10 protein-coding genes and 3 pseudogenes are annotated in these 12,547 nt (G+C 66.4%); 4 read left to right on the top strand and 9 right to left on the bottom strand.

Annotated elements, in window-relative coordinates:
- The coding region (locus VKG81_RS02280) for an acyl-CoA dehydrogenase family protein (RefSeq protein WP_324389297.1) at window positions 1-384 on the bottom strand (384 nt) is incomplete at its 3' end.
- Window positions 385-587: 203 nt separating this feature from the next.
- Here VKG81_RS02280 and VKG81_RS02275 point away from each other — a divergent pair.
- The gene (locus tag VKG81_RS02275; RefSeq protein WP_324389295.1) at window positions 588-1,721 is read left to right on the top strand and encodes an epoxide hydrolase family protein; all 1,134 of its coding nucleotides are present in this window, start codon (window positions 588-590) and stop codon (window positions 1,719-1,721) included.
- 80 nt (window positions 1,722-1,801) lie between these two features.
- On the opposite strand, the gene VKG81_RS02270 is transcribed toward VKG81_RS02275, so the two are convergent.
- Complete coding sequence (locus VKG81_RS02270) at window positions 1,802-2,329, bottom strand: dihydrofolate reductase family protein (protein ID WP_324389293.1); 528 nt, start codon at window positions 2,327-2,329, stop codon at window positions 1,802-1,804.
- 44 nt (window positions 2,330-2,373) lie between these two features.
- Entirely contained in the window at window positions 2,374-3,141 is a 768-nt protein-coding gene (locus VKG81_RS02265; RefSeq protein WP_324389291.1) for a crotonase/enoyl-CoA hydratase family protein, read from the bottom strand.
- A 152-nt stretch (window positions 3,142-3,293) separates the two neighbouring features.
- Here VKG81_RS02265 and VKG81_RS02260 point away from each other — a divergent pair, with 152 nt between their 5' ends.
- Together VKG81_RS02260 and VKG81_RS02255 are read left to right on the top strand one after the other, a co-directional pair.
- Window positions 3,294-4,040, top strand: coding sequence for a lysophospholipid acyltransferase family protein (locus VKG81_RS02260; RefSeq protein ID WP_414685118.1), 747 nt, complete (start codon window positions 3,294-3,296; stop codon window positions 4,038-4,040).
- Window positions 4,041-4,046: 6 nt separating this feature from the next.
- A pseudogene (locus VKG81_RS02255) lies at window positions 4,047-4,464 on the top strand (AMP-binding protein); the annotation flags it as partial.
- Between the two features lie 74 nt (window positions 4,465-4,538).
- Here VKG81_RS02255 and VKG81_RS02250 read toward each other — a convergent pair.
- Both VKG81_RS02250 and VKG81_RS02245 read right to left on the bottom strand, forming a co-directional pair.
- Window positions 4,539-4,808, bottom strand: a pseudogene (locus VKG81_RS02250) (wax ester/triacylglycerol synthase domain-containing protein); the annotation flags it as partial.
- 25 nt (window positions 4,809-4,833) lie between these two features.
- On the bottom strand, window positions 4,834-6,069 hold the full coding sequence (locus VKG81_RS02245) for an alpha/beta hydrolase (RefSeq protein WP_324389288.1): 1,236 nt from the start codon (window positions 6,067-6,069) through the stop codon (window positions 4,834-4,836).
- 126 nt (window positions 6,070-6,195) lie between these two features.
- Between VKG81_RS02245 and VKG81_RS02240 the strand changes: the two genes are divergently transcribed.
- The gene (locus tag VKG81_RS02240; protein ID WP_324389286.1) at window positions 6,196-8,364 is read left to right on the top strand and encodes an acyl-CoA dehydrogenase; all 2,169 of its coding nucleotides are present in this window, start codon (window positions 6,196-6,198) and stop codon (window positions 8,362-8,364) included.
- A gap of 9 nt (window positions 8,365-8,373) precedes the next feature.
- On the opposite strand, the gene VKG81_RS02235 is transcribed toward VKG81_RS02240, so the two are convergent.
- The 4 genes and pseudogenes from VKG81_RS02235 to VKG81_RS02220 form a co-directional block, all read right to left on the bottom strand.
- Window positions 8,374-10,425 carry a sensor domain-containing protein gene (locus VKG81_RS02235; RefSeq protein ID WP_324389284.1) on the bottom strand — a complete coding sequence of 684 codons (2,052 nt, stop codon included), beginning with the start codon at window positions 10,423-10,425 and terminating at the stop codon, window positions 8,374-8,376.
- A 20-nt stretch (window positions 10,426-10,445) separates the two neighbouring features.
- Window positions 10,446-10,844, bottom strand: coding sequence for a nucleotide exchange factor GrpE (gene grpE, locus VKG81_RS02230; RefSeq protein ID WP_324389282.1), 399 nt, complete (start codon window positions 10,842-10,844; stop codon window positions 10,446-10,448).
- Window positions 10,845-10,895: 51 nt separating this feature from the next.
- Window positions 10,896-11,297: a hypothetical protein gene (locus tag VKG81_RS02225; protein ID WP_324389280.1), complete on the bottom strand. Its 402-nt coding sequence runs from the start codon at window positions 11,295-11,297 to the stop codon at window positions 10,896-10,898.
- A 75-nt stretch (window positions 11,298-11,372) separates the two neighbouring features.
- Window positions 11,373-12,547: pseudogene (locus tag VKG81_RS02220) on the bottom strand (hypothetical protein); the annotation flags it as partial.

The raw sequence follows: 12,547 nt of genomic DNA, 5'->3' as shown, positions 1-12,547 counted from the left end.
GTAGAGGAACACCGCGGGGTTGGCGCCGAGGACGAACTCGTTGATCGCCCAACCGACGACCGACGGCGCCGCCACACCGCCGATGTGCTCGTCGAGCCCGATCCGGAACCACTCGCCCTGCTGCCACGCCCGCAGTGACTTCTTGAAGGACTCCGGCAGCGCCACGGTGTGCGAATCCGGGTCGAACGTCGGCGGATGGCGGTCGGCGTCGGCGAACGATTCGGCAACCGGACCCTCGGCCAGGCGCGAGGCCTCGGCGAGCATCTGGCGCACCGATTCACCGTCGAGCTCTCCGAACTCGCCGGTGGCAAGCGCCTTCTCCAACTCGAGCACCTCGAAGAGATTGAATTCGAGGTCGCGCACATTGCTCTTGTAGTGACCCATCGCTGCACCTCCGTGGTCGCGATGCGCCGAGCGTAATCCTCGCCGACCGCCGGGCGCGCTGGATTGCTTCTTTCCCGGGCGGCGTGATCACACGCGCAAGGCCCGTAGAGTGTTCGTTCGGTGGATGGCATCGCTGAGACGGACACACCGGCGGCCTGCCTCATCAGCCCACCTGCGCGAGACGATAACGATTGCGAGGCAGCATGACTGAGATTCGTCCATTCCGCATTGCCGTTCCCGACGACGATCTCGCAGACCTCCGGCAGCGGCTGGCGCGCACGCGCTGGCCGGACAGGGAGTGCGTCGGCGACTGGAGCCAGGGCATTCCGCTGGAGTACACGCGCGAACTCGCCGCCTACTGGGCCGACAACTACGACTGGCGGGTCAGGGAAGCCGCACTGAACCGTTTCGACCAGTTCACCACCGAGATCGACGGGCTTGACATCCACTTCATCCATCAGCGCTCGCCACACCCTGACGCCTTGCCGGTGGTGATCACGCACGGGTGGCCCGGATCGATCGTCGAGTTTCACAAGGTGATCGAGCCGCTCACCAACCCGACCGCGCACGGCGCACGCGCCGGGGACGCTTTCCACGTGGTCTGCCCGTCGCTGCCCGGTTACGGGTTTTCGGGCAAGCCCACGACCACCGGCTGGGGAGTCGGCAAGGTCGCCGAGGTGTGGGAGACGTTGATGGTCCGCCTCGGCTACGACCGCTACGGCGCCCAGGGCGGCGACTGGGGCGCGGCGGTCACCACCCAGATCGGTCGCAACAAGGGCCACTGCGCGGCGATCCACCTGAACATGCCGCTCGGCCGCCCGCCGGCAGGCGCATTGGACAACCCGACCGAGGAGGAACAGCAGGCGCTGGCCTCGCTTGCCCACTACCAGAAGTGGGACTCGGGCTACTCAAAGCAGCAGTCGACCCGGCCCCAGACGCTGGGTTACGCGCTGGTCGATTCGCCGGTCGGCCAGATGGCTTGGATCATCGAGAAGTTCTGGTCGTGGACGGACTGCGACGGGCATCCCGAGAACGTGCTGAGCCGCGACGAACTGCTCGACAACGTGATGATGTACTGGCTCACTGGCTCGGGCGCGTCCTCGGCGCGCATGTACTGGGAGAGCTTCCATGTCTTCGGGTCCGACAATCCCGTCGAGCTGCCCACCGGCGTCGCCTCGTTCCCGAAGGAGATCCTGCGCTCGCCGCGCCGCTGGTGTGAGGCCAACTACCGCCTCACCCACTGGACGACCATGCCGCGGGGCGGCCACTTCGCGGCGTTCGAGCAACCGGAGTTGTTTGTCGACGACATCCGCGCGTTCTTCGCGACGGTGCGGTGAACGAACGGCGCTGTCGGCTAGCCCGCCGCGCGCTTCGTGACGTGCTGCCATTCCCTCCACATCTTCAGCCGCGGCGTTTGCTATCCCCCTGCCCTGCGCCAACGGGCGCAGACGAAGTCACGATTGGCGGCGGACTCGATCAGGCTCCACTCCGACTTCGTGGGCAGTAGTAGCCCGCCGCTTCCCAGTGTGCACGGTGCGTAGGTGACGACGAGTTCGTCGACCAGCCCCGCCCGCACGAACTGCGCGGCGGCGTCGCCGCCACCGACCACCCAGATGTCCTTGTAGCCGGCGGCCTGCACCAGTTGGGGGTGCAGTTCGGTGACGTCTCCGGCGAAGGCCTGCACCGGATGACCGGGCCGCACGATCTCCGGCCGGTGGGTCAGCACCCATGTCGGCTGGGGGTACGGCCACTCCCCGGGCCGGTCGTTGACCACCCACTCGTAGGTGGTCGCGCCCATTACCAGGGCGCCCACCGACCGGCTGAACGCCTGATAGCCGAACGGGCCCGCGGGATCGATGTCACGTGCGGTCAGCCAGTCGAGGCTGTCGTGCTCGTCGACGATGTAGCCGTCAAGGCTGGACGCGGTGAAGTAGATGGTCGACACTGCTCCTCCTCCCGCAAGGCGTAGGCGGCAAGAAGATCAGCCTGTCAGGTGCCCGTCCAGCGCGGGGCCCTCTTCTCCGCGAACGCGATGGCACCTTCCTTGGCGTCGTTCGACGCGAAAACGGGCATCAGTATCTTGAGTTGCTCGTTGAACATGCTGTCGGGGTCCCAGCTGCGCGATTCAGTGATGATCCGCTTGGTCGCCGCCACCGCCAGCGGGCCGTTGGCGGTGATCCGCTCGGCCAGCTCCAGCGCCCCCTCGAGCGCACCGCCGGACTCGGTGAGCTGGTTCACGAGCCCGAGCTCGTGAGCGCGCTGCGCGGGCAGGTGGTCGCCGGTCAGTGCGAGTTCCATCGCGATCTGGTAGGGAATGCGCTGCGGCAGCCGTAGCAGGCCGCCACCGCCGGCTACCAGACCACGCTTGACCTCGGGGATCCCGAACGCGGATTCCTTCGACGCGACGATCAGATCGGTTGCCAGTGCAAGCTCCGTGCCGCCGGCCAGCGCGTAACCCTCCACAGCGGCGATCAGCGGCTTCACGGGCGGCCTTTCGGTGAAGCCCATCCCGCGGCCTTCGACGACGACGTTCTCGCCGCGGGCGAACGCCTTGAGGTCCATGCCTGCGCTGAACGTGCCTCCCGCACCGGTCAGCACGCCCACGGACAACCGGGCGTCGTCATCGAGTCGGTCCACCGCATCCGCGAGCCCCCTGCTTACCGCCGCGTTGACCGCGTTTTTGGCCTCCGGCCGGTTGATCGTGATCAGCAGGATTCGGTCGCGTTGTTCGACGAGGACGACACGCTCTTCGCTCATGAGTACCTGAACGTACCCGACGGCCGCGGATCGGCTCTCGGTACCATCAGGCAACGGCCCATGCGGCCGATGCACAGGGGAGAGTCGTGAGCGACGCAGAGATTGACCGCCCGGAAATCGCCAAGTGGGACCCCGCCCTGACCGAGCGGGTGATGGGCATCCTCCGCCCGTTCCTCAAGCGGTACTTCCGCTCCGAGGTGCGTGGGCTCGAGAACATGCCGGCCGCCGGCGGGGCGCTGGTGGTGTCCAACCACTCGGGTGGGATGTTCGCTATGGACGTCCCGATCTTCGCCGTCGACTTCTATGACAAGTTCGGCTACGACAGGCCGATCTACACGCTGAGCCATGACATGATCTTCATGGGGCCGACGGCCGGGTTTTTTGTGCGCACCGGATTCATCCGGGCCAACCCGGAAAACGCCGCGAAGGCGCTGCGGGCGGGCGGAATCGTCGTGGTGTTCCCCGGCGGCGACTACGACGTGTACCGCCCGACCGTGTGGGAGAACGTCATCGACTTCGACGGTCGCACCGGCTACGTCAGGACCGCGATCGAAGCGGGCGTTCCCATCGTCCCGGCGGTGTCGATCGGCGGACAGGAGACCCAGCTCTACCTGTCTCGCGGCACCTGGCTGGCCGAGCGGCTCGGCCCGATCGCGCGCTTGGCGCGCACCAAGATCTTGCCGGTCTCGGTCGGATTCCCGTTCGGGCTGAGCGTCGTCATCCCACCCAATCTTCCGCTGCCGTCGAAGATCGTCACCGAGGTGCTCGAACCTGTCGATATCGCCGCACAGTTCGGTGACGATCCCGACGTCGCCGAGGTCGATGCCCATGTGCGATCGGTGATGCAGACGGCCCTCGACCGGCTCGCGCGCAAGCGTCGCGTGCCAGTCGTGGGCTGAGGCGCGATGGCGCTCTTCGACCGCCTGAACGAAACGCTCGGCATGATCGGCACCATACGACGCGCGCGGCTGATCGCGCCGATGCGGCCGGACAGGTATCTGCGGATCGCCACCGCGATGCGGCGCGAAAACATTTTGGCTACATCGGGTTTCGCGTCGTCAGCGCAGCGTTGTCCGGATCGGCCCGGATTGGTGGACGAGCTCGGCACGCTGAGCTGGCGTGAGCTCGACCGAGCGTTCCGACGCGCTCGCCGCGGCGCTGCAGGCGATGCCCGGTGGACCACCGAGAACCGTTGGGATTATGTGCCGCAACCACCGCGGCTTCGTGGAGGCCGTGGTGGCCGCCAGCCGGATCAGGGCCAACGCGCTGCTGTTGAACACCTCGTTCGCGGGGCCGGCGCTTGCCGAAGTGGTTGGGGCAGAATGATCCTGCTCACCTCTGGCACCACCGGTGCACCCAAGGGCGCCAAGATCACCGGCGGTGACCCGTCGGCGCTCAAGTCGCACCCGTCGCAGGTGGTAGGCCAGGTCGACATCGGACCTCTCCAGCCACATCGGATGGTGCAGCTTCAGCGGGATGTCTACGAGCTTGTAGCGCAGCGGCTTCAGCAGATGCAGGCGACGGCGCAGCGTCCGCCGGAACAACTCGAAGGTGAAATCACCATCGAAGTCCGTGACTTCGATGACGCCGATCTTGAGCGTGTGCGTGTGGACGTTCGGGGTTTCGCTGCAGAGCAGCATGGCATCCCAGCCGTTGAGTCGCTTCACTGCCCACCTCATTCATGGACGAGACTCACGGGTTCTGATGCCGTCTATATATAACCTCTTTCGCCCTTGCCGATGAATGGCTTCGGTGGATCTCGGCGAGGAACAGCCCGACGGCCATCGCCGCGGAGCCGGTCCGGCCACCATCGGTCATGTCGAAGCCGTGATGACCCCCCGGCAGCTCCAGGTAGGCGACCGTCGATAGCGATGCGGCGCGGAGTCGATCGACGAACACCTGAGCCTGCTCAACCGGAATGACTGTGTCGGCGGTGCCGTGGACCACCAGGAACGGCGGAGCATCGGGGCGCACCCGCGAGATCGGGGAGGCGTTGCGGTACAGATCCCGGTGCCGGGCATACCGCTTCCTGACGACGATGCGTTCCAGGAAGTCGACGAAACGCTCCCGCTCCGGCGTCGACCTGTCCTCCCAGTCATAGCGGCCATACAGGCCGACCACCGCATCGACGGAGGTGTCGGCGTCGGGGTGCAGGTCTCCGTGGAAGTCCGGATCGTCGGGCGTCAGGCCGGTCAGCGCCGCGAGGTGGCCGCCCGCGGAACAACCTGCGATCGCGACGAATTCGCGGTCGCCGCCGAACCGGTCGACGTTGGCGCGTGCCCACGCGACCGCCGCCTTGACATCGAGGATGTGAGACGGCCAGCGGTGATGCGGCGACACCCGGTAGTCAATGGATAAGCAGACCCAGCCCTGCTCGGCCAGGTGGGCCATCAGCGCGTAGCCCTGCAGCATCCGGCTGCCGTGTACCCATGCCCCGCCCGGAACGAAGATCAGCACGGGCGCCGGCCCGGGCGGCAAGTCCTTGCGCCGCCACACGTCGAGCACCTGTCCCGGTACGGATCCGTAGCGAACAGAGCTGCGATGCAGGTACCGCCGGCGCTGCGCGGTGCCCCGCAACAACGGCGACAGGCGATCGGGCGCCGGCCAGGTGACGTCGAGGCGGTCAGCGGACACGATCCCGCGCAGCGCTGCAGCGGCCACGGTGTTCGTCCGCTCCAGCTCATGTTTGCGGAGTTCAGCCGCGCGCGGAGCGAGCATGTTGCGCATCGCCGCCGACATGAACTTCGGCGCGTGCCGGTAACCCCACACGCCCATCGCGGTCAGGCCGCCGAGCGGCTCGAGATGCCTTCCCACCAGCGGCAACGACGCATACGCGTCGGTCATGGCCAACATGTAGTCGAGGGGACGGGCTCGAACAAACCATTTGGCCTGGGCCTGCAGCCTTGGCCCGGGCTGTCGGGAATCCATTCGCGCACCTTACCCCCGCCGTGGTGACTGCAAACCCCGAAAGTGTCCCCCGGACCGCGCGCCGGATCTTTGGATGCGTTAGCTTCCCATTGACAACGTCGTCATCACCGCCGAAGGACGCAGCACGTGAGCACATCTGCGCTGGCAATCTCCCCAGAACATCGCGATCTGGCGGATGCCGCCGCCGGGCAGCTGTCCCGGCTGGGCAGCCTTGCCGCCGCCCGCGCCACCCTGGATGGCGGTTCGAACCATCCGTCGGACATCTGGGCGGCAGCGGCCGAGCTGGGCTGGAACGGCCTGGCCGTCTCCGAGGACCACGGCGGATCAGGCTTCGGGCTCGCCGAGCTGGCGATCGTGCTTGAGGCCCAGGGCCGCCAGCTGTCCCCGGGGCCGTTTCTGCCGACAGTTGCCGCCTCACTGGTGATTGACCGGTGCGCGCCGGATTCAGTTCGCGCTCAACAGCTTCCAGGACTTGCCAACGGCCGCAAGGTCGGTGCCGTGGGATTGTCGGGCACGGTGATCGTCGGCTCGGACCTGGTGGTAGGTGGGGAGAGCCCCGCGGTGCTCGGCGTCCCCGACGCTGACGTGCTGTTGGTCACCGCGGGTGACGACGTGGTGGTGCTCGACGCGAAAGCCGACGGAGTAACGGTCACGGCGCTGCCGGGGCTGGACACCACCCGCAGCGTCGGCTCGGTCACGCTGACCGGCGTGAGAGTCGAGGCGGATCAGGTGTTACGAGGCGCAGCGCGACGGGCCCGCACCGTATTCCGGATCCTGGCGTCCGCCGAGGCTGTCGGAATCAGCTGGGCCGCCCTCGAAATGGCCCGTGACTACGCCAACGTTCGAGAGCAGTTCGGGCGGGTGATCGGCACCTTCCAGGCCGTCAAGCATCACCTGGCCAACATGCTCGTCAGCGCCGAGCAGACCACCGCCGCGACCTGGGACGCGGCCCGCGCCGACGACATCGACAGCGCGTGGTTCGCCGCTGCGGTCGCCGCGGCGCTTGGGATCCGGACACAGATCTTCAACGCCGAGAAGAACATTCAGCTTCACGGCGGGATCGCCTTCACATGGGAGCATGACGCGCACCTGTACTTGCGCCGCGCCAGGACCCTTGCGGCGTTGACGGCGGACGTGGGCGACCCGCTCGTCGACATCGTCGAGGCGCGGCGGGCCGGCATCGCGCACGGTGCGTCGTTCACGCTGCCCCCCGAGGCAGACGACTACCGCAAGCAGGCACGCGACGCCGTCGCGAAGGTTCGGTCGCTGCCCGCAGAGCAGCAGCTCGACTTCCTGGTCGACTCGGGATACCTGGTGCCGCACTGGCCGAGGCCGTGGGGACGGCAGGCCGATGCGGTCGAGCAGCTGGTGATCGAGGAAGAGTTCGCGGGCGTCGGAGTCCCGGACCTGGGCATCACCGGCTGGGTGATCCTGACGATCGCCCAGGCCGGCACCGACGACCAGCGGGCACGCTGGGTCGAGCCGGTTCTGCGCGGCGACGAGATGTGGTGCCAATTGTTCTCCGAGCCTGGCGCCGGATCCGACGCCGCGGCCGTGCGCACCGCGGCGAAGCGCGACGACGGCGGATGGCGGGTTACCGGACAGAAGGTGTGGACCAGCCTCGCCCGTGACTGCCAGTGGGGCCTGGCGACGGTGCGCACCGACCCCGAGGCGCCGAAGCACGCTGGCGTCACGATGATGGCCATAGACATGAGCGCCCCCGGCGTGCAAGTCAAGCCGCTGCGGGAGATCACCGGCGACTCGCATTTCAACGAGGTGTTCTTCGACGACGTGTTCGTCCCCGACACCGACGTGGTCGGCGATGTCAACAGGGGCTGGCTGGTGGCCCGCGCCACGCTCGGCAACGAGCGGATCTCGATCGGCGGCGGCTCATCGGGCGCGCTTGCCTTCACGATCGACGACCTGATCAAGTTGCTCGACAGCGCGCCGGCCGGGACTGCGGCCGCCTGTGGTCGTCAGGTCGGTGAGCTGATCGCCGACTTTCATACGCTGCGGCTGCTGAATCTGCGCCGCGTCAGCCGCGCCATCGCCGGCGCGGAGCCCGGGCCGGAGGGCAACGTGACCAAGCTGGTGCTGGCCGAACAGTCGCAGCGCCTCACCGAGCTGGGCATGGAGCTGGCCGGCCCGGCCGCGGTCGTGGGCCAGACGCCGAGACTGACCGGCTCCTATCTGGGTGGCCGCGCGATCACGATCGCCGGTGGTACGTCGGAGATCTCCCGCAACACGATCGCCGAACGCATCCTCGGACTCCCGCGAGATCCGTTGCTCAAGTAGCGGCCGGGGCTAGGTAGCTGCGTTCGCGGCCATCTTGGCGGCCATGTCGGAAGCCTCGTTGCTGATCGAATAGTTACACGCCATCACTTCGACAATCACGTTGGAAACGGCGCGCATCGCGTGCTGGCACCCCCACCCTCCGGCGGCTTCCTGCGTAACCACCTGGGTGATGGTGGTGCCATCCGACTTGAGATCCTGAAAGTTCCAGGTGTCTCTTTCGATCGCGTTGTCTGAATTCGTTGTGGTGATCGCCGCCGGTTGACCACTACATGCCTTCCAGGCATCGGCAGACTTTTTGAAGAACGCTTGTGCTGACTCTGCGGAGGGATAGGCGACCGCGGTCTGCTGGACGTAATCCTGGATCGACTTGTCGGTTGCGAACGCCTTCATGATTTGGTCACTGGTTGCGGTGTAGCCGCTACCGGTGTAAACCGCTGGTTGAGCGCTGTAGAGGGCCCCCAGGCACGGCTCATTCGCGACCTTGTCCGACGTGGCCGTCAGTGAATTGCTGACGTCGTAGCCCTGTATCGATGACGACTTCATGATGCTGTTGATCTGGCCGACGCTGAGCAGCAACGACCCTAGTTTGTCCGGGGCCACCGGCGGAGCGGTTGTGGTCGTGGCCGCCGTGGGGCTGGCACTGTTGCCCTTGAACACGCCCGAGGCGAACAGAACGATCACTACCGCCAGGACGGCGGCGACGACTCCGCCGCCTACGATGAGCCATCTCCTGGTCGAGTTGGGCGGCTTGCCGTTGGGTGGTTGTTGCGCCGGTATGCGACCTGAATCGGCAAATGCGGCGGATGATGCCACGGGTGACGGCCCAGTGTTGAGAACTGCCGTCGGCGCCTCGGTGGGCTGCATGGCGGGAAAACCGCCGGACGGCATCTGGGGGGCCGAACCCGAAGGCCCGTGGCCAGGCGGTGGCGGCGGTGGCGGCGGAGGCTGCTGCGGCGGCGCGGCTTGGGAGGGTTGGGCCTGCGGCGTGTACAGCGCCCCTTGCACCACAACCGTTTTCGGATCGCCGAGGACTCCCAGTGGGGCCAACTCCGCGAGACGTGAGTGCACCAACGGAATGTGGGAAGAGCCGCCGGTGAGATAGATGGTCGGCGTTTGGCTCGACGGCACACGCTTGTTGGCTTCTGCCATCACGCGTTTGGTGAGGTCCACAGCACGGCCGATGTCGGCGCCGATGAGTTCGTCGAATTCGTCGCGGGTCAACTGCAGCACTTGGGTATTGGCGCCGGCGGCAACCACGATTGCCGCCGAACTGGCCTCCGACAGGGCCTCTTTAGCGTCACGGATTCGGTCGTTCAACGTCAGCCGCGTCGCGATGGAGGCCGGCTCGTTGACCTCGGCCAACAACACCGGATCAGCCACCGCCAACTGCCGACGCACCCACGCTTGGATCCTGGCGTCCAGGTCCTGGCCACCAAGGCCGTCGAGTCCGTCAGACGCAATGACCGCGAAGGTTTGGTCCGGCTGTTTGTCCAGTACCGCGACATCACACGTGCCGGCACCGAAGTCGAACACCACCAGACGCGACCCAACAGGCACCTCCGCGGGCGCAGACTTGGCATAGAACCACGCCGCCGCTTGGGCCTCGCTGACCATCTGCATCCGGTTGGGATCGACGCCGCCGGCCAGCGCGCCCTCTGCCAACAACTGCTGCAACGGGCCGCTCCACTGGTCTGGGTGGGTGACGATAATGACGTCGGGCGCGCCGCCCATCACGCCGCTGGACTTCGCCAGTACCTCCGCGAACACCGCGGCGACCATCTTGGTGACCGGAACCATGCTCCCTGCCAAGAAGATCTCGCGGTCTGCCAAGCGGCGCTTGGGGGACGGCTCGAAGGACTCCGGTGAGGTGAACGCCGCCTGCAGCGCCGTACGGCCGACCAAGAAGCGGCTGCCGTCGAAGAACACGCCGGAGGGCATCAGGGTCCCTGTCGCCGACAGCCGCACCTCTTGCACGTGCCCATGTCGGTCACGAAACGCCGCGGCGGTGTTCGAGGAGCCGAAATCAATCGCGAGCGCTATGCCGTTGCCGAACTCAACCATCGATTCCCACCATTCCGCGACTATCCACCCGGTTGACTAGTAGTGGTGGGGTCAGCAACCCACACCGAGACCTGAGGAGACCGCAGCACCGCGTCAGGTCGACGCCAGCCGGGGCGTAGCGTCTCCGAGACCCGCTGGTGGAGATGCGGGTCATCCGTTGTCACTGTCGAAATCGCGTCGCACACTGAAGGGTCGAACACGGATCCAGACGGCACCTCCATGCGGTCCACGCCGATGCGCGCCAACACCTGGGCGATGTGGGTCTGCAGCGCCGGATTGGGACTTAAGTCGTACGCGCCGATCAACCCGTTGACCGCTACCTCGAAGCTGCGTTCCAATGACAACACCCCTGTGGGCGACGGCTCAACACCAGCCGCCACACCGATGCCTTGTGGATCCGGATCGGGTGAGTGCGTCACGGTACGAACCACTTCCAATGCGTTGGCGTCAATGGTGGCATAACTTCCTCGCTAAAGCTGGTCATCGATCGCATCCGGGCCATCGACCACGGAATCGTCGGGCGCAACGTCATAGAGGACTTCATGATCACTGCTCTCGTGGTACGTGTCCTCTCCAACTGAAGCGGAATCCAATTCGGGACCGATGCTGTCGCCCCCGTCGTGGACGACGGCGTCACCGTGTGCTGACGGATGGCCGAACTCGTGGTACATGCCCGGCTCGTCGTCCAGCTCATCGAAACCCATCTCTCCTTGATCGGCGGGCATGAGGTCGTCAGCGTACTCCGGAACGTCGATCTCGAGCGCGGCTGTCATTACTGACTCCCATACGCCATCAGGAATCTCCAAACCTGGATCTGCGCCGCCAGTGAACAGATTCGACCACCATGCCTGTTCGTCCGACGCATCCGGCATGTTCTCCTCCAAGCCATCCCATCAGCCAAACCCGTCCTTCACGCCGCGAGCCGCCGCCAACCGCGCAGGATCGTTTCATTCGTCGTCCCCGCCGCCACCGCCATAGTCCCCGCCGCCGCCGTCTCCACTGCTGTAGTCCTCGCCGCCGTCTCCACCGCCGTCTCCCCCGCCGCCGTCTCCGGCGCTCTCTCCGCCGCCGTCTCCGGCGCTCTCTCCGCCGCCGAAGTCCACTTGGTAGTTGCCGAAGTCGGCGACGTTGCCGTCCTCGGACATCGAATAGCCAGGGCTGTCCTCGCCCTCGCCGCTGACGTCAGACATGGCCTCGTCTGGCGACATCCCTTGAGCCTCATCGGCCGCTTCCGCGACCGTCTGGTCGGCCGTCAAGCCCATCTCCGTGTCTTGCATCGCCTCGTCTGGCGACACCCCTTGAGCTTCAGCCGCCGCTTCCGTCGCCGCTTCGTCGGCCGACAATCCCGCCTGCGTGTCTTGGATCGCCTCCGTCGACGACATCCCCTGAGCTTCATCCGCGGCTTCGGTGGCCGCCTGGCCCGACGTCATTCCCAACTGTGTGTCTTGCACGGCCTCGCTTGACGACATCCCCTGAGCTTCGTCCGCCGCGACAGTGGCCGCCTGGCCCGACGTCATATCTTCGGCCAAGGAGGGGTCATCGATGCCAAAACCCTGCAACATGTCGTCCGCGCTGCCGCCCGGGGGAGGCACGTCACCACCATCGGCGGGCGAGTCGCCGGGCTGGTCGACGAGGGACAAATTCGGGAAGTAATCCACCATGGGTTGTCCCGATTCATCGGTAGGGCCCGTCGCGAAAAGGCCCGTGGCCTCGGTCCCGGGCACCGTTTCCCAGCCCTCCCCGGTGGGGTTCATACCCGGAACTGGGTCAGGACTGTTGACGAGGGGGTCACCGACGAGGTTGTGAACGCCTCCAGTTACTTCGTCGTAGCTGGGGTCATAGCCGCTGCTGGGGTCACTGTCACCGCCGCCGGACTCGTACGACTCGTACGGCGAGTTACTACTGGACTCGTCGTAGTTCTCGTCGGCCATGCCTCGGCCTTCATCAGTGAGGGTGAGATTGCCGACTAGGTCGGGCGATGCATTCGAATCAGGAGCGGGCAGGTTACCGATGTCGTCTAGTAGACCGAGACGGGTCTCGTCGTTGACTTGGCCCGGTGTCGTTCCCGTGCCAGTGTCGTTGGTCCGGTCGCTCGAATCTGGTCCTACTTCGCGACGAGGCA

The sequence above is a fragment of the Mycobacterium sp. genome (assembly GCF_035314905.1).
Lineage (GTDB): Bacteria > Actinomycetota > Actinomycetes > Mycobacteriales > Mycobacteriaceae > Mycobacterium.
Note: the sequence above shows the minus strand (reverse complement) of the source record. Positions and strands in the feature narration are given on the sequence as shown.